This window comes from Saccharothrix tamanrassetensis (assembly GCF_014203665.1).
GTDB lineage: Bacteria > Actinomycetota > Actinomycetes > Mycobacteriales > Pseudonocardiaceae > Actinosynnema > Actinosynnema tamanrassetense.
In genome coordinates this window covers 25712-45890 of sequence record NZ_JACHJN010000004.1, presented here as the reverse complement: position 1 = coordinate 45890, position 20179 = coordinate 25712, and the positions used below count along the sequence as shown (strand labels likewise).

The following is a 20179-nucleotide window of genomic DNA, read 5'->3' as shown; positions in this document are numbered from 1 at the left end:
GATACCGTGCCGGTGTGAGCGTGGGACGCGCGGTCGGGTTGGTGCTGGGCGTGGCCGCGGACGCGGTGTTCGGCGACCCGAGGAAGTATCACCCGGTAGCGGGATTCGGGCGGGTGGCCGCCGCGGTGGAGCGGAAGCTGTACCGGGACCACCGGGCGGCGGGTGCGGTGCACGCCGCGACCCTGGTGGGCGGCACCGTGCTGGCCGGGATCGCCGCGGAACGGCTGGGCAGGCGCGGTCCGGTGCTGCAGGCGCTGACCACGGCCGCCGCGACGTGGGTGGTGCTCGGCGGGTCGTCGCTGGCCGACGAGGGCACCGCCATGGGGCGCGAGCTCAACGGCGGGGACCTGGACGCGGCACGTCGCCGGCTGCCCCACCTGTGCGGGCGCGAACCCACCCGGCTGGACACCATGGGACTGGCCAAGGCGACCGTGGAGTCCGTGGCGGAGAACACCTCCGACGCGGTCGTCGCGCCGCTGTTCTGGGGCGCGGTCGCCGGGGTGCCCGGGCTGCTCGGGTACCGGGCGGCGAACACGCTGGACGCCATGGTCGGGCACCGCAACGAGCGCTACCGCCGGTTCGGCTGGGCCGCCGCACGGCTGGACGACGTGGCGAACCTGCTGCCGGCCCGGTTGGCGGCGCTGCTGACGGCGGCGGGCGCACCGGTCGTCGGCGGGTCGTCCGGTGAGGCCTGGAAGGCCTGGCGGCGGGATGCCGCGGCCCACCCCAGCCCGAACGCCGGGCAGGTGGAGGCGGCCTTCGCGGGCGCGCTGGAGATCCGGCTGGGCGGTCGCACGGTGTACTCGCACGGTGCGGAGGACCGGCCGGTGCTCGGGCACGGGCGCAACCCGGACGCCGGGCACGTGACCAGGGCGGTCGAGTTGTCGCGGGTGGTCGGCGCGTCGGCGGCGGTGGCTACCGCGGTGCTGGCGCTGCTTCGTCCTCGGCGAGCATCTCGGCGACGGACTTCCGCTTGACCTTCGGTTCGCCCAGCGCGCCGCCGGGGCGGGCTTCGCGGACCGTGAAGTACAGCCAGCCGCCCAGGGCCATCGCGCCGAACGCGATCCACTGGAGCGCGTAGGAGAAGAACGGGCCGGCGTCCAGCTTGGGCAGCGGCACCTCCTGCTCCACGCCCGGCTGGCCTTCGACGAGCTGGAAGTAGCCGGGGCGGATGTCCATGCCCGCGGCGCGGCCCACCACGGCGGAGTTGATCGCGTAGACCTCGCGGTGACCGTCGCGTTCGATCGCGTCGCGGTCGTCGGACTCGCCGTTGCGGACCAGGGCGGTGACCGTGACGGTGCCCTCGGGGACCGGTTCGAGGTCGGGGACCTTCAGGCCGTCGACCGGCCGGACGTAACCCCGGTCGACCAGCACGATCGGGCCGCCGTCCAGCGCGAACGGGGTGAGCACCTCGGAGGCCGCCTCGCCCTGCACGGTGCGCAGGCGGGCGATGGCCTGGCCCTCGGGCAGGTAGCGGCCGGTCATCGTGACCCGTCGCCACTCGTTGTCGGCGTTGGGCCGGTCCAGGACCGCGCTCACCGGGACGGGGTCCGTGCGGACCGACGTGGTGACGGCGTTGTTCTGCGCCTCGCGTTCCCGGTCACGGCTGAACTGCCACGGGGCGAGCAGCGTGAAGCACGCGCCCGCGAACACCCAGACCGCCAACGTCAACGCCAGCCAGCCGGGACGCAACAGAAACCTCAACCGCACCCTTCCACGGTAAGCCCTAGGCCGTTGTGACCTGCACCCGGTCGAATCTGGCCGGGAAGCCGGGTCCGGTGGGCGCCGCCGCCATCACGCCCGCCAGCGCGGCGACCTCCGGCGGGAAGTAGCCCAGCCGCAGCATGGTGGTCGGCGCCGCGTCCCCCAGCCCGTACCGGACGGTCACCGTGTCGCCTTCGCGGGCCGCGGAGACGGTGACCCGGGTGATGTGGCCGGCCGGGACCACCGACCAGTCCGAGAAGTCGCGGGTGACGACCGTGCTCACCTGGAACTCGTCGTCCACCAGCTCCACCCCGGCCTTGATCCAGTTCCGGCTGTCCACGCGCAGCGCGATGCCCGCCTGGTCGTACTGGGCGGCGTAGTCCGCGGTGAACGAGGCCACGAGGGTGAAGTCGCCGGTCAGCGGCACGCCCAGGACGTGGCCGGTGTCCCGGTCGAAGCCGTAGTGCGTGGTGCGCCAGAAGTCGGTGTCCGGGTCGGTGGTGAGGCTCAGGCCGCCGCCCTCGTCGGACCAGGAGCGCGGTTCGTTGAGCCACTGCCAGTCGTCGCGGTCGAACGCCTTGATCCCCATCGGCTCATCATGGCAGCGCTCGTGCGGCGGACAAGGCCTGCTGCGCGTAGCCGCGGCCGAACAGCACGGCGTGCACCAGGAGCGGGAAGAGCTGGTGCAGCGGGATCCGGTCCCGCCAGCCGTCCGCCAACGGGGCGGCCTCGTGGTAGGCCGACAGCACGCGGTCCAGGTGCGGGCAGCCGAACAGGGCCAGCATCGCCAGGTCGGACTCGCGGTGGCCGCCGTGCGCGGCCGGGTCGATCAGCCACGCCCGGCCGTCCGCCGCCCAGTGGACGTTGCCGTTCCACAGGTCGCCGTGCAGGCGTGCCGGTGGTTCCCCGGGGGCCTCCACCCGGACGTTCTCGATGGTGCGGGCCTCGGCGGGCGTCAGCACCCCCGCGTCCACGGCCAGGCGGACGTAGCACGCGATCCGGTCCCGGGCGAACCAGTCCGACCAGGTGACCGACGGGGCGTTGCGCAGGGGAGCCGACCCGATGACGGCGTTCTCCGGGCCGCCCGGCGGAGGCGCGCCGAACGCCGGGGCTCCGGTGGCGTGCAGGGCCGCCAGCCGACGACCGAACTCCTCGGCGGCCCGCGGGGTGGGGGAGCCCGGCTCGACCTGGTCCAGCACCAGCCAGTGGTCGTCGTGGCCACGCACCCCCGGGACGGCCGGGCCCTCGGGCTCGGCCAGCCATTCCAGCGAGGCGGCTTCGGCCAGTGCGGCGCCGGGGGCGTCGTGCCTCTTGGCCACGACCAGGTCACCGTCGGCCAGGTCGACCTCGTAGACGGCGTTGCCGATCCGCCGGACGTCGACCGCTGCCACGCCGGTCAGCTCGGCGGCGGCTTCCCCGGGCGTCACAGCTGCTCGCGCACCCAGGACAGCAGGCCGGGCACGGCGGCTTCCACCTGCGAGATGACGAGGTCGAAGCCGGCGCGGTCGCCGTAGTAGGGATCGGGGACGTCGGTGCCGTCGGCGTCCGGGTCGAACGAGCGCAGCAAGCGGATCCGGTCCGGGTCGGCGATGCGCTCCAGCGCTCGCGCGTGGCCCGAGTCCAGGGCCACCAGCAGGTCCGCGCCCAGGTGTTCGGCGCCGACCTGGGCGGCGACGTGGGTGGTCGGGTAGCCGTTGTCCGCCAACGACTTGATCGCGCGGTGGTCGGCCGGGTCGCCGACGTGCCAGCCGCCGGTCCCCGCGCTGGTGACCTCCACGAGGTCACCCAGCCCGGCACGGTCCAGGTGCTCGCGGAATATGATCGCGGCCACGGGGGAACGGCAGATGTTGCCGGTGCAGATGAAGGTCACGTGGAGCGTCACGGCAGGGGAGTCTGCCAGGTCGCGCGCTCCGGGTGAGGGTGCCGGACGTCGCGTCCGGGACGCTCGACCATCGGATCCACCGGCTCGTTGGGGGATCGATGTCAGGCGTTGTCGGCGTGCTGTTGCTGCTCGTCGCGGGGTTCGCGGCGTTCGCGGCCGTCTCGCTGTGGCGGCGCTCGTGGCCGGAGACGCCCGCGTTCGCCCGGCCGCGCCCGTCGGTGCCCAGCGGTGAGCTGCGGGTCGACCCGAACGCCGGGTTCTTCGTCGACCGGGGGTTCCTGTTCCGCGAACGGCATTTCTTCGTGGCCACCGGTTGTCCGCCGGTGCGTATCGCGGATTACCCGTCACTGGACGTGCGCAGACGGGGACAGCCGGTGCGTATTGCGCGCGTCGGACTGCGTTCGTGGTGGTGGTTCGAGGAGTCTTTCTACCGCGAATCGGCGGGCCTGCGGGATGTCGACGTACTGCACCTGGTACGTGACCGGGAACGACGTGACCAGGCGAAACAGGAACGCGCACGATTGCTGTCCGAAGTGGACGCGAACCTCCGCAAGCGCGACCCGGAGTAAGTTGCCGGAGTTTAGTAACGATCCGGCCGTTACCCGCGACGGTATTCCTGTAGTGGAAACCCCTGGGGAGAGAAACATGAGCGACCCCCTGATGCGGGACTTCGCGGCCGATGACTCGCGGCCACCGGTGCGGTGGCACTGGATGCTTTGCGTCGCGCTCGTGCTGATCGCGATCGCGGCGTCCGTGCTCTGATCTCAGCTCGCTCTCAGCCGGCGCGCGCGACCATCGTGGCGTGCCCACCACGACCATGCCGACCATGCCGGCGCTCGCCGACGCGCTGCCCAGGGTCGAAGACGAGATCCGGCAGCTGGCCACGTCCTCGACGCTGCCGATCGTCAACACGTTCTCCGGCCGGATCACCGCCGCGGGCGGCAAGCGCCTGCGGTCCGTGGTGATGCTGGCCGGTTCGCTGGCCCTGTCCGGGGAGGTGACCGGGAAGGCCGTCACGGCGGCGGCGTGCGTCGAGCTGCTGCACGCCGGGTCGCTCGTGCACGACGACCTGATGGACAACGCGGTGGAGCGCCGGGGCGTGCGGACGGTCAACGCCGAGTGGGGCACCGGGCCGGCCGTGCTGGTCGGCGACTTCATGCTGGCCCGCGCCAGCCAGGCCGCGCTGGACTCGATCTCGCCGTTCGCTGCGGGCAAGCTGGCGGCGGCGGTCACGGACCTGGTCGAGGGCCAGGTGCTGGAGGTGCTCGACCTCTACGACGTGCACCGGTCGCCGGACAGCGCGTTGCGGTCGATCGCGCTGAAGACCGGGGCGCTGTTCCGGGTCGGGTGCGTGCTGGCGGCCCACTGCGCGGAGGCCTCCGAGGAGGTGACCACCCGGTTGTCCGAGTACGGGGCGCACTTCGGGCTGCTGTTCCAGATCCTGGACGACCTGCTGGACCTGGCCTCCACCTCGGACCGGTTGGGCAAGCCCGCCGGGAACGACATCCGGCAGGGCGTCTACACGTTCCCGCTGCTCCGGGCGTTGACCGAGCAGCAGCGGGAGCTGTTGGCGGCGCGCGGTCGGGAGCTGGCGGACGCCGAGCTGGAGGGTCTGCTGCGGGAGCTGAGGGGTGGCCGGTTGGTGGCCGAGACGCTGGCCTACTGCCGTGGGCTGGCGGCGCAGACGGTGCGGGCGCTGCCCGAGCTGCCCGAGTCTGAGGCGTTGGGCATCCTGCGGGAGCTGCCGATGGCGTACCTGGAGTGGGCCGGATCCCAGATCGGGTGACGGGTGGCCCGGCGTCCTGGTCGGAGGGCCGGCGCCGGCCCGCGGCTGGTGCCGGCGCGCCGCGGCGGTCGCCTAGACTTCCCGCGATGACCAGCCATGATTCGGGCCGGGCGCTGCTGCGTCACCACGGGGACGTCGATGCCGCTCCCGGCCTCGTCGACTTCGCCGTGAACGTCCGGATGCCCGCGCCGCCCCCGTGGTTGCGGGACCGGTTGGTGGGCGTGGTGGACGGGCTGGGCGGCTACCCGAGCCAGGCCGCCGACCTCCGGGCGCGTTCCGCGGTCGCCGAGCGGCACGGGCGTCGGCCCGACGAGGTGCTGGTCCTGGCCGGTGCGGCCGAGGGGTTCGCGTTGCTGCCCTCGTTGCGCCCTTCGCTGGCCGCGGTGGTGCACCCGTCGTTCACCGAACCCGAGGTCGCCCTGCGCGACGCCGGCGTGCCGGTGGTCCGGGTGCAGCTGTCCGCCGAGGACGGGTACCGCCTCCGGCCCTCGCTGGTGCCGGACGAGGCAGACCTGGTGGTGCTGGGCAACCCGACCAACCCGACGTCGGTGGTGCACCCGGCGGAGGTCGTCGCCTCGTTGAGCCGGCCCGGACGGGTGCTGGTGGTCGACGAGGCGTTCGCCGACACGATCCCCGGCGAGCCCGAGTCGTTGGCCGGGCGGGACGTGCCCGGCCTGCTGGTGTTGCGCAGCCTGACCAAGACGTGGGGGCTGGCGGGGCTGCGCGCCGGGTACGCCCTGGGTGCGCCCGAGCTGTTGGCCGCGTTGTCGCTGCACCGCCCGCAGTGGCCGGTGAGCAGCTTCGTCCTGGAAGCCGTGACGGCGTGCTGCGAGCCGGCGGCGGTGGCCGAGGCGGACGCGTTGGCGGCTACGTGCCGGGAGCACACGCGCCTGGCGGTGCGGGAACTCGGCGACCTGGTGGTGGTGCCGCCGGACGCGCCGTTCATCCTGCTGCGGGTGCCGGACGGCGAACGGGTGCGACAGGCGTTGCGGGACAAGGGGATCGCCGTGCGGCGCGGGGACACGTTCCCCGGTCTGACCACCGATCACCTGCGGGTCGCGGTGCGCGCGCCGGAGGAGTTCTCGTCGTTGGTGGACGCGCTGCGGGTTGTGTTGGAGGAGCGTTGAGCCGCACGGTCGGTGATGTTCTAGCCGTTTTGGAGGCCGCCTACCCGCCTGCCGCGGCCGAGTCGTGGGACGCGGTCGGGCTGGTCTGCGGGGACCGCGCCGAACCGGTCTCCCGGGTGTTGTTCTGCGTCGACCCCGACGAGTCCACTGTGGACGAAGCGGTGGAGCGCGGCGCGCAGCTGCTGGTGGCGCACCACCCGTTGCTGTTGCGCGGTGTGAACGGGGTGCCGGCCGACGACCCCAAGGGTGCGTTGGTGCACCGGCTCATCCGCAACGACGTCGCGCTGTACACCGCGCACACGAACGCCGACGTGGCTCTCCCCGGCGTGTCGGACGCGTTGGCCGAGGCGTTGGGGTTGGTGGTCACCGGGCCGTTGACGCCCGCGCCGGCACGTGAGCTGGACGTGCTCGCCACCTACGTGCCCGTCGACCAGGCCTCGCGGGTGCTCGACGCCCTGCACGCGGCCGGGGCGGGGACCATCGGCGACTACCGGGACGTCGCCTGGAAGGTCGACGGGGTCGGGCAGTTCCGGCCGTTGGAGGGCGCCCGGCCGGCCGTCGGCACGGTCGGGTCGCTGGAGCGGTTGCCGGAGACGCGCCTCGAAGTCGTGCTGGACCGCAGGCGTCGCAGCGATGTCGTCGCCGCTCTGCGATCCGCGCACCCGTACGAAGAGGTCGCGTTCAACCTCAACGAGATCGCCGAGCTGCCGTCCCGGACCGGGATCGGGCGGATCGGCGAACTGGCCGAGGCCGAGCCGCTGGCGGTGTTCGCCCAACGGGTCGCCGACGCCCTGCCCGCGACCGCGTGGGGCGTGCGGGCCGCCGGCGACCCCGGGCGCCCGATCCGACGGGTCGCGGTGTGCGGTGGCGCCGGGGACAGCTACCTCTCCGCGGCCACCCGGGCGGGCGTGGACGCCTACGTGACTTCCGACCTGCGGCACCACCCGGCGGGCGAACACCTCGCCCGCGGTGGGCCCGCGTTGGTCGATGTGGCGCACTGGGCCGGCGAGTGGCCCTGGTGCGGGCAGGCGGCGGGCATCGTGCGGGACGCGTTCGACGGTACGGTCGATGTTCTCGTCTCGACTCGCCGGACCGATCCGTGGACCGTCGGCGCGACGACCCGAACTGGAGGCCGCTGAAGTGAAAGCCGACCCCGCCGTGCAGCGCAGGCTGCTCGACCTGGCGCAGGTGGACGCCGAGCTGGCGCGCGTCACCCACCGCCGCCGCACGCTGCCCGAGATCGCCGAGATCGCCGAGGCGGAGAAGGTGTTGCGGGCCAAGCAGGACGCCCTGACCACGATCGAGACCACGCTGGGCGACCTGACCCGGGACGTCAAGCGCCAGGAGACCGAGATCGACCAGGTCCGGGCCCGCGAGGACCGGGACCGCAAGCTCATGCAGTCCGGTTCGGTGGGCGCCAAGCAGCTCACCGACCTGGAGCACGAGCTGGCCACCCTGGAGCGCCGGCAGGCCGCGCTGGAGGACGACCTGCTGGAGCTGATGGAACGCCGGGAGGCGGTCGAGGCCGACGTGCAGCACGGTCGGGTCGAGCTGGACAAGGCGCAGGAGGCGATGGCGGACGCGGCCCGTCGGCGGGACAGCGCGCTGGCCGACCTGGAGTCGGTCGAGGCGAAGCGCACGGCGGAGCGCAAGCTCGCCGCCACCCAGTTCCCCGCGCCGCTGCTGTCGCTCTACGACCGGATCCGCGCCCACAAGGGCATCGGTGCCGCGCTGCTCCAGTCCCGGCGCTGCGGTGCCTGCCGGATCGAGCTGGACCGCAACGCGTTCTCCAAGATCAGGGAGGCCGCGCCGGACGAGGTCGTGCAGTGCGAGGAGTGCGACGCGATCATGGTGCGGACGGGCGAGTCCGGGCTGTGAAGGTCGTCGTCGAGGCGGACGGCGGGTCGCGGGGCAACCCGGGGCCTGCCGGGTACGGCGCGGTGGTGAAGGACGCCGCCACCGGCTCGGTGCTGGCCGAGCGCTCCGCCGGGATCGGGATCGCCACCAACAACGTCGCCGAGTACCGGGGGCTGATCGCCGGTCTGCGGGCGGCGGCCGAGCTGGGCGCCTCGGTGGTGGACGTGCGGATGGACTCCAAGCTCGTGGTCGAGCAGATGTCCGGGCGTTGGCAGGTCAAGCACCCGTCCATGCAGCCGTTGGCACGGGAGGCGCGCGAAGTGGCGGGCGCCTTCGACCGGGTCGCGTACGAGTGGATCCCGCGCGAGCGCAACAAGGACGCGGACCGGCTGGCGAACCAGGCGATGGACGAACAGGCCGGAGTGCGCAGAGCCGCTCCCGCCGAGAATCCTGCCGCCGATGAATCTGCTGCCGGCGAGCCTGCCGCCGCGAAGTCCGCTGCCGCGAAGTCCGTTGCAGGGAAGTCCGCTGCGGGGAAACCCGGGGTGGCGTCGGCCGAGCACATGACGCCGTCGTCGTGGTCCGGCGCGGTGGGTGAGCCGACCCGGCTGTACCTGCTGCGGCACGGGCAGACCGAGCTGTCGGTGGCCCGGCGCTACTCGGGACGCGGCAACCCGCCGTTGACCGAGGTGGGACGTCGGCAGGCCGAGGCGGCGGCGGCGCGGCTGGCCAAGGTCGACGGCCTGGCGGCGGTGGTGTCCTCGCCGCTGGACCGGGCGTGGCAGACGGCACAGGCCGTGGCGCGCGCGGCCGGCGTGGAGGCGTCCACGCACGACGGGCTGATCGAGACCGACTTCGGCGGGTGGGAGGGCCTGACCTTCACCGAGGCCGCCGAGCGCGACCCGGAGCTGCACCGGCGCTGGCTGGGCGACCCGTCCGTGCCCGCGCCCGGCGGGGAGAGCTTCGACCAGGTGCACCGGCGGGTGCGGAAGGTGCGCGACGAGCTGATCACCCGGTACGGCGGCGCGAACGTGGTGGTGGTCAGCCACGTCACGCCGATCAAGTCGCTGGTGCGGATGGGGCTCGACGTCGGGCCGTCACTGCTGTTCCGGTTGCACCTGGACCTGGCGTCGCTGTCGGTGGTCGAGTTCTACCCGGACGGCCACGGGTCGGTCCGGCTGGTGAACGACACCTCGTACCTGGCCTGACCGGGTAGCCGTCTCTGGGAGACGCCCGCTCACACCGCCGGCCGCAGCAGCGTGCGCTTGCGGCGGAAACGGGCGTCTTCGACGGCCAGGGTGAAGCGCTCGACGGCGGTTCGAATGGCATCCGCCGATGCCGGCGCGATGACGTCGCCGACGATGTCCGGGTCGAGCACGAATTCACCGCGCAGCACGTTGTCCGCACCCTTGCCGATGAGCAGCGGGTTGAGCGCGTAGTCCATCGCGACGAGGAATCCCTGACTGCCACCGGTCGCCAGCGGCAGGACCACTCGGCCGCGCAACGCCTTCTTCGGCAGCAGGTCGAGCAATGCCTTCACCAGGCCGCTGTACGCCGCGCGGTACACCGGGCTCGCGACCACGACGCCGTCCGCGCGCAGCACGGCGCTCACCGCGTCGGCGATCTCCGGGTCGCGCATGTCCTCGGTGAGCAGCGACAACGTGGGCAGTTGCCGCACGTGCAGGGTGCGCACCTCGAAGCCGGCGTCCCGCAGCAGGCCGTCGACGTGCGCCACGACGATCCCGGTGCGGGATGAGGGAGAAGGACTACCGGAAATGACCAGAATGGACGACATGGCTCGCTGACACCTTCCCGAAAAGGCTCGGACTACGAGCGAAAAAGGCTCGGACTACGAGATGAAATGTGTCAGCGACAACAGATGGCGGCGGACGTGCGACCGAAGTCCACGTGTCGACGGCGGGTTAGTCCCCCGATTCCGGGCATGTTCCGAGTAGAGCAGTTCGTTCCACGTCGCGCCAAGCTTTCGGGTGCCTGGTTCCACAGCCTGGGACGTCGCCGGCTATGCTGTCGGCGCGGATGAGTCGGCAGGGCGGCCGCGTCGGCAGAGCGCGTCTCTGCCGCCGAGGAAAGTCCGGACTCCACAGGGCAGGGTGGTTGTCAACGGCAACCAGGGGCGACCCTCGGGACAGTGCCACAGAGAACAGACCGCCCCGGCGCGAGTCGGGGTAAGGGTGAAACGGTGGTGTAAGAGACCACCAGCGCCCCCGGTGACGGGGGCGGCTAGGTAAACCCCACCCGGAGCAAGGCCAAGAGGGCGCTTCGGCGCCTGCGCAGGCGATCGAGGGCTGCCCGCCCGATGCCTGCGGGTAGGCCGCACGAGCCTGTCGGCAACGGCAGGCCGAGATGGATGGTCGCCGGACGGTGTCGCCGCGAGGCGCCCGTGAACAGAATCCGGCTTACGGCCGGCTCATCCGCGCTTCCCCGCACCGACCGGCTCCCCGGCATCGCCCGGTGGTCCGGCAGGTACGGCGTTCGGCAGTGCACGGCGTTCGGCGTCGGCCGGCAGTGCACGGGGTCGTTCCGGCCGCTGCTGCTCCAGACGGCCGCGGTGATCCCGCTTCGTCGTCCCGAAGCGCGCCACGGCAGACCGGCCCGCCTATACATCCCTTGCGCGCCAACGGTGTTACACAAGTGGGGCCGTTCGAGTGGTCCTCGGTATCACGGCGTCCGCGGCCGAGTCCTCCTGCCGAACCGCAGGTCCTGCCCTGCGGTCACGACGAGGAGGAGACCCCATGTCCACCACCAAGCGGGCCGCGACCTGGCTCGCCCTGACCGGGCTGGTCGGCGCGGCAGCCGTCACCAGCACGGTCACCGCCGCGGCGGCGACCGCCGAGTTCCCGCTCTACGAGGTCAAGAGCGCCGGTCTCAGCGCCGACCAGGCCGCGGCGTTACAGCGGGCGTTCGGCCTCAAGGACGTGCACAGAGCCGAGGACGGCTCGGTCACCTTCGCCGACGAGGCCACCTACCTGAAGGTGCCCGGCCTGGACCGGGGCGCGGGCAAGGTCGACGAGGACGGGCTGGCGACCACGCAGACCCAGCTCGACGTCGAAGCCCTGAAGCAGTTGCGCGCCATCCCGCTCGACACCGCCGCGAAGCGCGCCCAGGAGACCCTGCGCGGCGTCGGGCTGCTGCCCGCCAACGCGACCGCGAACGCCAAGCACACCACTTTCGAGATCGTCGACACCAACGACAAGGCGGTGGTGTCCGTCCCGCTGGACACCGCCGTGTCGTTCACGTTCAACCTGGACGGCGTGCCGCTGGAGGGCGCGGGCGCCAAGATCCGGATCGCGTTCGACGGCCAGGGTGCGGTCGCGGGCCTGACCTACAGCACGCGTGAGGTGGCCAAGGCCGGCACCGTGCGGGTGCTCGACCTGACCGAGGGCCGCAACCGCTGCGCCAAGGTGATGACCAGCAGCGTCCGGCTGACCGACGTCACCTACGTGTACGACGCGCCCGCGCTGTCCGAGCGGGTCGGCAGGCTGGAGCCCGGCTTCCGGTGCGCGGGTGTCAACCCGGACGGTGCCGCCGCCCAGTCGGTCACCGTGCCCGCCGCCGTGGACGCCGCGCTGCCGCAGCCCGATCCCGACCAGCCGCCGCGCACCGAGGACGGCGTCTCGCCGCAGTGGACCAACCGGATCGACGTCGGCAGCGAGGGCACCGGCCCGTGCTCCGGCCTGCCGTGGACGGCGAACAACGTCAACGGGTTCAACAACCAGTTCACCGGTCGGGGCATCCCGGTGCAGTTCAGCTGGCTCAACGGCAACGCGTGGGAGCGCGACTTCAAGGACCCGGTGTTCCCCGGCGGCCAGGACCACCGGTACGCCGACGACGTGGACATGACCTACTGGCAGGGCCACGGCTCGCCGACCGGGTTCTCGTTCGCCGGGTGCAGCAGCAACACCGACACGTTCCTGGCCAACACCGAGGCCCGCTGGGGCAACCGGGACGTCGAGTGGATGAGCCTGTTCACCTGCTCGATCCTCCAGGGCACGGCCGGTGGCCAGAGCTGGGCGCAGCGCTGGGGCCGGGCGTTCCGGGGCCTGCACCAGATCAACAGCTTCGACACCGTGTCCATGCACAGCAAGGTGCACGGCAGCCGGTTCGGCAACTACCTGCTGCGCACCCCGTTCCTGTGGTGGAACCGCCCGATGAAGGTCCGCGACGCGTGGGCGCAGGCCTCCATCGACACGCAGCCGGCGTGGGTGGTGTGGGCGACCATGGGTCCGATCGGCAACTCGTGGATCGCGAACTTCAACGACTACTTCTGGACCAAGGGCCCGGTCGGGCCCGACACCCTGCCGACCGTCGGCTACTGGCGGATCTCCGGCACCAGCTGATCACGTGACCGTGGGGGCCCTTCCGCTGCACTGGGGGTGGAAGGGCCCCTTCACGTCGTCCGGAACCGGAAGCGGGTCTGGCTGTAGGGGGCCTTGCCGAACCCGAACACGGTCGACGGCTCGACCCGGAACACGTAGGCGACCCCGTGCGGGTCGGCGAACCCGCCGTCGACCACGTCGAAGTGCCAGTCGCTGCCGTACTTGGCCTCCCACGCGCCGGCCAGCGCCCGCAGCTCGGCCCGGTCCACCACCCGGACGGCCTCGCCCTCGACCACCACGTCCAGGCCGCCGTGCAGCGCGTTGTCCCCGGTGGTCAACACGACCTGCGGGTTCCCGGCGAGGTTGCGGGCCTTGCGCTCGTCCTGGCCGGTGCAGACGTGCAGCGCCCCGCCGTGCCAGACCGCGAGCAGCGGCGTGACGTGCGGGCGGCCGTCCGGGCGGACCGTGGACAGCCAGAACACCTCGGCGCTCGCCAGCCGCTGCTCGGCGGTGGCCCACGGGGTGGGCGTCGCGTCCGGGTCGCCGTAGCGCCGGTCGATGTCGGTCGCGGGCATGGGTGCTCCTCCGGTCTGCTCCGGGGTTCCCCGGAGCCACGAGTGTCCAGACCGGGTCAGGGCGTGGAAGTCATCGGCGCGCCGGGCGACCCGGCGGCATCCGGTACACCGGTCGGAACGCCTCGCCGCCGTTGTAATCGCGTTCCAGCTCCGCCACGTAGGCCTCCACCGCCGGGTTCACGATGTCCGCCAGGCTGCGCACGCCCGCCGCCGGCTCGTAGGCCGCCAGGAAGGTGGCCGCCGCTCTGGCTCGATCCAGCACGTCCTGGTCGAAGTTCACCGTCCGCTGCACCCGCCGCCCCGGACGCCCGTCCGTGCCGGTAACCTGATCACTGCCCGAGACGCCCACGGAGACGGTGATTTCGTTCACTCCGGAGGCTGGTTCGGGTACGGCTTCGGGCGGCTGGGCCATCTGCGAGCCTCCTCGGCGACGTCACTCCGGGATGCGGACCGTTCGGGTGAGTCTTTCGGCCGAACGGTCTACTGGCGCGATGCGGTTGGACAGGGGGTCCGAGGTCGTGCACACAGTGCGTGACCAACGAGTTGGCAGTTGGGTGAACTGTCACGGCAATGGGGAGAATCCAGCGTCTCCGGTTCTCCACCGGCTCCCCCCGACCCATGATGTCTGTGGTCAGATTAGACGTAATCGAGCTACAGGGGAACGGTTCTTGATCTACTCAGTGCCAGCCGACCGATACACCTCGTGACGAAGACGTGTTCTACTCGATAGCGCACCAACCGGACGGGCACCCCTCGGCCCGCCCGGCGAAGTCCTGCGTACTCAGGAGTACGAGATGACCGCCATGACCCTGGTAACACTCGCGCAGCAGACAGAGCCCGCCCTTGGCACAGGCGGCGTGCGCCGGTGGATCCTCGACAACCTGGTACCCCTGCTGCTGCTCACCGTCGCGGTCCTGCTGCTGTGGCTGGGCGGTGGCAAGGGCGACAACGCCGGGGTCATGCGCCGCCTGGGCGGCGTCATCATCGCGTTGGCGATCATCGGACTTGCCGTCACCACGAACGCCGGCGCGAACATCGGCCAGTGGATCGCCGGCCTGTTCACCGGCGGGTGACCCTTGCGGGTACGCACTGACGACGAGGTCTACCGGGTCGACGCCGTCTGGCTCGGCCCGCCCAAGGCGACCTTCCCGTGGCGTGCGCGCTACGTGGCATGGGGCGTCGGCATCGTGGTGTTCCTGCTGGTCACCGCCCTCCAGCGGCAGATCGGCTTCGGGTTCGACTTCATCAACACCGGCTGGGGCTTCGTGATCACGGTCGCGCTGACCCGGTACATCTGCACCCGCATCAGCCACGAGCGCCCGCTGTCGTCGGTCATGACGATGTGGGTGCGCGAGCTGAACTCCCCGCGCGAGAAGACCTCGGGCACCGGCGGCGCGGCCAGCGCCGCCCGGATCCGGGTCAGCCGGCAGCGACCTCGCAAACGTCCCAAGGGCAAGGCGGCGAAGCGCTCGGCGCGCGCCGCCCGGTCCCAGCACCGCAGGCAGGCAGACCGCCGTAAGAAGGAGGATCGCGGTGTTCGGACGCCGGCGTGACCGGTCCCGACGTTCCGCAGCGCAGCACGTGGCCCAGCACGCGGCTGCCGCGCGGGACGACCGGAAGGTCTACAGCAAGCGGGGGCGCCGCCTGCCGGGTGAGCAGGCGGTACCCAGCTATACCCCGTCCATCGCCGCCCGAACCATCGACGGCCACCTGCTGCGCACCGGCCAGGAGGTCTACGCCTGGTACAAGCTCGCGCCGCAGCGCTGGTCGTTCCGCTCGGACTCGCAGCGCCAGGACCTGATCGCGGCCATCGCGGGCCAGTACGCCGAGCTCCAGGGCCGCTGGATGCACCTGCGGGTGACCACCCGGCCGTACCCGATCCGGATGTGGGCCGAGGCGCACGTGCACAACGCGGTGCGCCGGCTGCCGGACACGCCGGGGACGCTGTCGTTCGACGACTACATGGTCGGCGAGCAGCAGCAGCTGATGGGCCGCTCGATGGCGGAGAAAGAGGTCTACCTGGGCGTCCAGGTGCAGACCCGGAACATGATGGACCGCGCGGTGGAACGGGCCGCGCCCGTGCTGCGCAGGGTGTTCCCGGACGCGGTGGACGCCGAGCTGGTGGCGATCGAGTCCGAGGTCGACCACCTGGACCAGGTGATCGGCTCGGCCGGCCTGGAAGGGCGCCCGGTCACCGCCGAGGAGATGTCCTGGCTGATGCACCGGTCGTGCTCGCTGGGCCTGCCCGCGCCGCGCAACCTGCCCGCGGTGCCGGGTGCGCCGTGGGAGCCGGAGGACCTGGCCTCGTTCACCGACGCGGCGGACTTCCACCAGGAGCCGTACGCGCCGACGGTGACCGTGCGCGGGCGCACCGGGTCGAACGCGGGCATCAAGCGGCACGTCGCGGTGCTGACCGTGGGCCTGATGCACGGGCTCCAGATCCCCGAGATGGACGACCCGTGGGTGCAGCGCTCGGACCGGCTCCCGGCGGCGGTCGAGTGGTCGGCGCGGATCTACGTGCGGCGGCCGGAGGAGGTCGCCGGCGAACTCCAGCGGCAGATGAACAAGGTCCGCTCGCAGGTCCGGCACTACACCGACGAGCACGAGCTGGAGCCGCCGCAGTCGCTGGCCCGGCAGGCGTCCCGGGTGCTGGAGATCGACGACGAGATGACGTCGGGCTTCACCGCGCTGGGCACCAGGGTGCGTTCGTGGTGGCGGCTGGCGGTGTCCGGTCCGACCGAGCGCGAGGCGCTGCGGCTGGCCCAGTCGCTGCTCGACCTCTACAAGCCGAAGGTCGCCATCGAGCACCCCGAGGCGCAGTACGCGATCGCCCGCGAGTTCATCCCCGGCGAGTCGCTGTCGTCGTCGGCCTACCTGCGGCGCGGCTCGGTGCTGTGGGCGGCCTCGGCCGTGCCCACGGCGACCGCCGAGGTCGGCGACCGGCGCGGCATCCTGCTCGGCGAGACCGTGACGGCCACCCGTCGCCCGGTGGCCTGGGATCCGTGGATGGCGCAGGAGCTCCGGGACGCCTCGGGCCTGACCGCGATGGTCGCGGGCCTGGGCGCGGGCAAGTCGTTCCTCGGCGGCGGCATCGTCTACAAGACCCTGCGCGCCGGGGCGCACTGGACGCTGCTCGACCCGTCCGGCCCGCTGGCGGCGCTGTGCGAGCTGCCCGAGCTGCGGCCGTACGCGCGGCCGATCAACCTGCTCAACGCCCAGCCCGGCATCCTCAACCCGTACCGGGTGGTGGCCGAGCCGCAGCTCGACCACTTCATGGACGAAGAGGACCCGGAACGCGCGTGGCGCCGCGAACGCGCCCTGGCCGCGGCCACCCGCCGGCGGCTGGTGCTGGACGTGCTCAGCGGCCTGCTGCCGTTCGAGGTGGCGCGCCTGCCGCAGACCCGGATCGTGCTGCTGCGCGCGGTCCGCACGGTCGGCGGCCGGCCCGACGCCCACCCCGGCCAGGTCTTCGAGGCGTTGCGCCGGGACGCGTCCGAGCACCACGAGCACGCCGTCGTGGTGGCGGACTTCCTGGACGAGATGCGCGAGCGGATGTCGCTGCTCATCCCGGAACAGGACGCCGACCCGTACAACGAGCAGCGCGACGACCGCCTCACCGTGCTGACCATGGCGGGCCTCAACCTGCCCAAGGACGGCGTGGGCCGCGAGCACTGGACCGACGCCGAGGCCCTGGGCGTCGAGATGCTCAACCTCGCGGCGTGGCTGACCCAGCGCTCGATCTACGAACGCCCCAAGGACCTTCGCAAGGGCGTGTGGATCGACGAGGCGTTCTTCCTGTCCGAAGTCCCGACCGGCCGGGTCCTGATGAACCGCTTCGCCCGCGACTCGCGCAAGTGGAACGTCCGCGTCCTGCTGTCGTCCCAGATCCCGGCCGACTTCCTGAAGATCCAGGGCTTCGTCACCCTGCTCGACTCGGTCTTCGTCGGCCGCCTCGACGACGACCAGGCCCAGGCCGACGCCCTGCGCCTGCTGAAGGTGCCGGTCGGCGCCGGCTACGAACAGGTGGTGGCGTCCCTGGGTCGCCGCCCCGGAGGCGTGCGCAACAACACCGAACGCGACCTCGCGCCGAGGCAGTTCATCTTCGGCGACGGCGCGGGCGGCGTGGAACGCATCCGCATCGACTTCTCCGGTCCCCACCTGGAGCACCTGCGCAACGCCCTGGACACCACCCCCGACGCCCTGCGCGACGGCCCGGAACCGGCCGAGGTGGAACTCTCCTCGCCACCCCAGGACCCGTTCGCCTACGCGGAGGGCTACGCGGACGAGTACGACGACGAGCTCGCGGCCGACCTGGAAGTGGGCCTGGCCGACGAGCTGGTCGAGTCGACCCACGGTGAGGGAGGAAACCGCCGCCCGGGTCGGGAAGGTGCGGCATGAGCACCCTCCTGCTGGTGGCGGCGATCGCCGCCGCGCTCTACGCGCGACGGCGGTTCAGACGGCGCGCCGAGGCGGAACCCGGCGTCCGCCGCGGGTCGCGGTGGCGCGCGATGGTGGTCGTGGTCGCCATCCTCGGGTTGCAGGCCGTCATCGGCGCGGCGCCCGCGCACGCGGCGCCCTGTGGCGAGGCCCCCTCCCCGGAACGGCCGGGTGCCGGCATGGTCGGCGCGATCGACCCGCCGATCGGCAACGGCGTGAAGGACTCGCCCTACCTGACCTACGGGTACGCGGGCATGGTCTGGCACACCTACCAGGAGAAGTGCCTGGTCCCCAACGCTTCCCCGGTGCTGGACACCTGGGCGGGCAACCAGCTGTTCAACATCGGCAAGAACATCGTCGGCGCGACCAACGCCCTGCACTACACCGTCGTCGGCCAGGGGCTGCTCCAGCCGCTGGACAAGGCGGTGAAGGACGGTGTGCAGAAGGTCTACGACAACGTCTACCTGCGCTGGTTCGGCCTGGTGGCGCTGATCCTCGCGGTGCTGATGTTCCGGCAGATCTGGCAGGGGGACCTCGCCTCGATCAGCAAGCGCGGGCTGTGGGCGCTGGCCGCGATGTGGCTGGCGACGTCCACCCTGGCGCTGCCGCAGTTCTACGACCTGCTGGACAACACCCTGGTCACCACGACGGCCGAGATCCAGGCGGGTTTCGTGGACGTGGAGGAGGGCAAGGACAGCCTGGACGTGCTGCCGTCCCGGCTGCACGACTCGGTGGTCTACCAGAGCTGGCTGCGCGGCGAGTTCGGCTCGCCGGAAGCGCCGCAGTCCACCGAGTTCGGCCCCAGGCTGCTGGGCGTGCAGGCGTGGACCGTGCAGGAGATCGGCGAGCACAAGGACGGCGACCAGAACGCGCTCAACGCGAAGCGCAACGAGTACAAGAACATCTACGCGCAGCTCGGCCCCGCCCAGGGCAGCTTCAGCGGCGAGGCGGGCGGGCGCACCGGCGCCGGGTTCCTGTCCCTGCTCCAGGCGGTGGCGTTCTCGCTGTTCCAGCTGTTCGCGAAGGCCGCCGTGCTGCTGGCGCAGCTGCTGCTGCGGGTGCTCACGCTGGCCGGGCCGCTGATCGGCCTGGCCGCGCTGCTGCACCACGACCTGCTGCGCAAGGTCGGCCGCGCGGTCGCGGTGACGGTGTTCAACGTGCTGGTGCTCGCGGTGCTGGCCGGCACGCACGCGCTGCTGTTGCAGGCGATCTTCAACGCCACCGGGCTGTCGCTGCTGACCAGAACGCTGCTTGGGCTGATGCTGACGCTGGTGTGCTTCATGATCGGCAAGCCGATGCGCCGGATGTGGCAGATGGTCGAGATGTCGGTGGGCTCGGCGAGCAACGCGCTGCCCATGCGCGGCGGGCTCATGTCGATGCTGCGCAGGAAGAAGGACACCGGGCCGTCGCCGCAGGAGGAGTTTTGGGACACCGTGCGCGACACGGACCCGGACGGCACCGAGGTGCCGCAGCGCGGGCGTGGTCGGGTGCGGCCGGAGGCGGCCAACCCGGTGGTGGCCACGGCTCACCGGCTCGACCGGGTCGGTTCGGCGGCGCAGTTGGCGGGTAGCGGGGTCGGCGGTGGCGGGGTGGCCGCGCTGCCCGCCGGCGGGCACAGCGGGCCGGCGGCGCTGCCGTCCGGGCGGTCGCGGGTGGTGGACACGCCGCCGGTGGCCGATCGGAACTGGGACCGGCTGGACGACGCCGTGCTGGTGCCCTCACGGGTGACGAACGGGTTCTCGCGGGTCGCCGACGGTCCGGTGGTGCCGGGGCCTCGGCGGGCGGAGACCGAGGTGGTCGCGGGGCGGCAGGTGCACGTGATCTACCGGCCTTCGCGCGGGCTTGAGGTCAGGGACAGCTGATGCCGATCAGGACGAACCGTGGGCGTGCGGCGGTGTACCGCCGGTTGTGGGGCTGGCCGTTGCGGTCGCCCCGGCATCTCGTGGCGACGATCGTCGGGCTGATCGCGCTGGTCGCGACGGTCGGCGTCGTCGCGGACAACGTGGTCGGGTCGCGGTCGAGCGCCACGCCGGGGACGACGGCCTCGTCGTCGGACAGGCCGGGCGCGTCGAGCGGCAACCAGGTCGGTGTGCTGCCGTCGACGGGCACGACGACGCCGCTGCCGACCAAGGCGCCCAGTCCCACGGCCGCCGCCACGTCGGCGGCGGTCAGCGCGGACGCCCAGCTGGTCGCCGAGTCCTGGATCGACGCGTGGCTCGACCACCCGGCGGGCGTCACGAACGCCAAGTGGTTGGCCGGGTTGAAGCCGTGGACGTCGGACGAGCTGCTGCCGACGTTGCAGTCGGTGGACCCGGCGAACGTGCCGAAGGAGATCAAGAGCCCGGTCAAGGCGAGTAGGTCCACCACCGATTCGGTCGATTTCGAAGCCGACCTGGAAACCGGCAAGCTCGTGCTGACCGTGGCCAAGCTGCCCGAGGGCTGGCGCGTGCACAAGTACAGCAGGGTGGGCTGAG

The 20179-nt window shown here is 72.2% G+C and carries 20 protein-coding genes and 1 other RNA gene; 14 read left to right on the top strand and 7 right to left on the bottom strand.

Annotated elements, in window-relative coordinates:
• Positions 1–14 precede the first annotated feature (14 nt).
• The gene (locus tag FHS29_RS13245; protein ID WP_184690929.1) at positions 15–977 is read left to right on the top strand and encodes a cobalamin biosynthesis protein; all 963 of its coding nucleotides are present in this window, start codon (positions 15–17) and stop codon (positions 975–977) included.
• Here the strand turns inward: FHS29_RS13245 and FHS29_RS13240 are convergent.
• The 4 genes from FHS29_RS13240 to FHS29_RS36765 are packed head-to-tail and all read right to left on the bottom strand — an operon-like array spanning position 916 to position 3586.
• Positions 916–1710: an SURF1 family cytochrome oxidase biogenesis protein gene (locus tag FHS29_RS13240; RefSeq protein ID WP_184690928.1), complete on the bottom strand. Its 795-nt coding sequence runs from the start codon at positions 1708–1710 to the stop codon at positions 916–918. The two genes, FHS29_RS13245 and FHS29_RS13240, sit on opposite strands and share 62 nt — an antisense overlap.
• Before the next feature lie 16 nt (positions 1711–1726).
• Positions 1727–2293, bottom strand: a complete 567-nt coding sequence (locus FHS29_RS13235; RefSeq protein WP_184690927.1) for a DUF1349 domain-containing protein — start codon at positions 2291–2293, stop codon at positions 1727–1729.
• Between the two features lie 7 nt (positions 2294–2300).
• Positions 2301–3131: a fructosamine kinase family protein gene (locus FHS29_RS13230; protein ID WP_376774426.1), complete on the bottom strand. Its 831-nt coding sequence runs from the start codon at positions 3129–3131 to the stop codon at positions 2301–2303.
• A complete protein-coding gene (locus FHS29_RS36765; RefSeq protein WP_312864903.1) occupies positions 3128–3586 on the bottom strand; it encodes a low molecular weight protein-tyrosine-phosphatase in 459 nt (152 codons plus the stop codon). The genes FHS29_RS13230 and FHS29_RS36765 overlap by 4 nt, the downstream gene beginning before the upstream one ends.
• Before the next feature lie 98 nt (positions 3587–3684).
• On the opposite strand from FHS29_RS36765, the gene FHS29_RS36760 reads away from it, so the two are divergent.
• From FHS29_RS36760 to FHS29_RS13200, 6 genes are all read left to right on the top strand, one after another.
• On the top strand, positions 3685–4155 hold the full coding sequence (locus FHS29_RS36760; protein WP_246440421.1) for a hypothetical protein: 471 nt from the start codon (positions 3685–3687) through the stop codon (positions 4153–4155).
• 233 nt (positions 4156–4388) lie between these two features.
• On the top strand, positions 4389–5372 hold the full coding sequence (locus FHS29_RS13220) for a polyprenyl synthetase family protein (protein ID WP_184690926.1): 984 nt from the start codon (positions 4389–4391) through the stop codon (positions 5370–5372).
• A gap of 86 nt (positions 5373–5458) precedes the next feature.
• Positions 5459–6499, top strand: coding sequence for an Rv2231c family histidinol phosphate aminotransferase CobC (gene cobC / locus FHS29_RS13215; RefSeq protein WP_184690925.1), 1041 nt, complete (start codon positions 5459–5461; stop codon positions 6497–6499).
• Positions 6496–7638: a Nif3-like dinuclear metal center hexameric protein gene (locus FHS29_RS13210; protein ID WP_184690924.1), complete on the top strand. Its 1143-nt coding sequence runs from the start codon at positions 6496–6498 to the stop codon at positions 7636–7638. The genes cobC and FHS29_RS13210 overlap by 4 nt, the downstream gene beginning before the upstream one ends.
• A gap of 1 nt (position 7639) precedes the next feature.
• Positions 7640–8377, top strand: a complete 738-nt coding sequence (locus tag FHS29_RS13205; RefSeq protein WP_184690923.1) for a zinc ribbon domain-containing protein — start codon at positions 7640–7642, stop codon at positions 8375–8377.
• Positions 8374–9564 carry a bifunctional RNase H/acid phosphatase gene (locus tag FHS29_RS13200; RefSeq protein ID WP_184690922.1) on the top strand — a complete coding sequence of 397 codons (1191 nt, stop codon included), beginning with the start codon at positions 8374–8376 and terminating at the stop codon, positions 9562–9564. Before FHS29_RS13205 ends, FHS29_RS13200 begins: the two co-directional genes overlap by 4 nt.
• Positions 9565–9593: 29 nt before the next feature.
• Here the strand turns inward: FHS29_RS13200 and ssuE are convergent, their stop codons facing one another.
• On the bottom strand, positions 9594–10151 hold the full coding sequence (ssuE, locus tag FHS29_RS13195; RefSeq protein WP_184690921.1) for an NADPH-dependent FMN reductase: 558 nt from the start codon (positions 10149–10151) through the stop codon (positions 9594–9596).
• Between the two features lie 243 nt (positions 10152–10394).
• On the opposite strand from ssuE, the gene rnpB reads away from it, so the two are divergent.
• Both rnpB and FHS29_RS13185 read left to right on the top strand, forming a co-directional pair.
• An RNA gene (gene rnpB / locus FHS29_RS13190) (RNase P RNA component class A) lies at positions 10395–10791 on the top strand.
• A 318-nt stretch (positions 10792–11109) separates the two neighbouring features.
• The gene (locus tag FHS29_RS13185; RefSeq protein ID WP_184690920.1) at positions 11110–12714 is read left to right on the top strand and encodes a DUF6345 domain-containing protein; all 1605 of its coding nucleotides are present in this window, start codon (positions 11110–11112) and stop codon (positions 12712–12714) included.
• A gap of 50 nt (positions 12715–12764) precedes the next feature.
• On the opposite strand, the gene FHS29_RS13180 is transcribed toward FHS29_RS13185, so the two are convergent.
• Positions 12765–13268 (bottom strand): pyridoxamine 5'-phosphate oxidase family protein, encoded by a 504-nt coding sequence (locus FHS29_RS13180; protein WP_184690919.1) that lies wholly within the window; start codon positions 13266–13268, stop codon positions 12765–12767.
• A gap of 70 nt (positions 13269–13338) precedes the next feature.
• On the bottom strand, positions 13339–13638 hold the full coding sequence (locus FHS29_RS13175; RefSeq protein WP_312864902.1) for a ParB family protein: 300 nt from the start codon (positions 13636–13638) through the stop codon (positions 13339–13341).
• 424 nt (positions 13639–14062) lie between these two features.
• On the opposite strand from FHS29_RS13175, the gene FHS29_RS13170 reads away from it, so the two are divergent.
• Genes FHS29_RS13170 through FHS29_RS13150 form a run of 5 tightly spaced genes read left to right on the top strand, consistent with a single transcriptional unit; the run spans position 14063 to position 20178 of the window.
• Positions 14063–14341, top strand: a complete 279-nt coding sequence (locus FHS29_RS13170; RefSeq protein ID WP_184690917.1) for a hypothetical protein — start codon at positions 14063–14065, stop codon at positions 14339–14341.
• A 3-nt stretch (positions 14342–14344) separates the two neighbouring features.
• A complete protein-coding gene (locus FHS29_RS13165; protein WP_184690916.1) occupies positions 14345–14821 on the top strand; it encodes a hypothetical protein in 477 nt (158 codons plus the stop codon).
• Positions 14802–17666 (top strand): ATP-binding protein, encoded by a 2865-nt coding sequence (locus FHS29_RS13160; protein ID WP_184690915.1) that lies wholly within the window; start codon positions 14802–14804, stop codon positions 17664–17666. Before FHS29_RS13165 ends, FHS29_RS13160 begins: the two co-directional genes overlap by 20 nt.
• Positions 17663–19567: a hypothetical protein gene (locus tag FHS29_RS13155; protein ID WP_184690914.1), complete on the top strand. Its 1905-nt coding sequence runs from the start codon at positions 17663–17665 to the stop codon at positions 19565–19567. The genes FHS29_RS13160 and FHS29_RS13155 overlap by 4 nt, the downstream gene beginning before the upstream one ends.
• Positions 19567–20178: a hypothetical protein gene (locus FHS29_RS13150; protein ID WP_184690913.1), complete on the top strand. Its 612-nt coding sequence runs from the start codon at positions 19567–19569 to the stop codon at positions 20176–20178. Before FHS29_RS13155 ends, FHS29_RS13150 begins: the two co-directional genes overlap by 1 nt.
• Position 20179: the final 1 nt, after the last annotated feature.

Bases quoted from the DNA above. Each gene is read 5' to 3' on its own strand.
- FHS29_RS13235 (WP_184690927.1), bottom strand. From the start codon at position 2,293: ATGGGGATCAAGGCGTTCGACCGCGACGACTGGCAGTGGCTCAACGAA.
- FHS29_RS36760 (WP_246440421.1), top strand. From the start codon at position 3,685: ATGTCAGGCGTTGTCGGCGTGCTGTTGCTGCTCGTCGCGGGGTTCGCG.
- cobC (WP_184690925.1), top strand. From the start codon at position 5,459: ATGACCAGCCATGATTCGGGCCGGGCGCTGCTGCGTCACCACGGGGAC.
- ssuE (WP_184690921.1), bottom strand. From the start codon at position 10,151: ATGTCGTCCATTCTGGTCATTTCCGGTAGTCCTTCTCCCTCATCCCGC.
- FHS29_RS13185 (WP_184690920.1), top strand. From the start codon at position 11,110: ATGTCCACCACCAAGCGGGCCGCGACCTGGCTCGCCCTGACCGGGCTG.
- FHS29_RS13180 (WP_184690919.1), bottom strand. From the start codon at position 13,268: ATGCCCGCGACCGACATCGACCGGCGCTACGGCGACCCGGACGCGACG.
- FHS29_RS13170 (WP_184690917.1), top strand. From the start codon at position 14,063: ATGACCGCCATGACCCTGGTAACACTCGCGCAGCAGACAGAGCCCGCC.
- FHS29_RS13155 (WP_184690914.1), top strand. From the start codon at position 17,663: ATGAGCACCCTCCTGCTGGTGGCGGCGATCGCCGCCGCGCTCTACGCG.
- FHS29_RS13150 (WP_184690913.1), top strand. From the start codon at position 19,567: ATGCCGATCAGGACGAACCGTGGGCGTGCGGCGGTGTACCGCCGGTTG.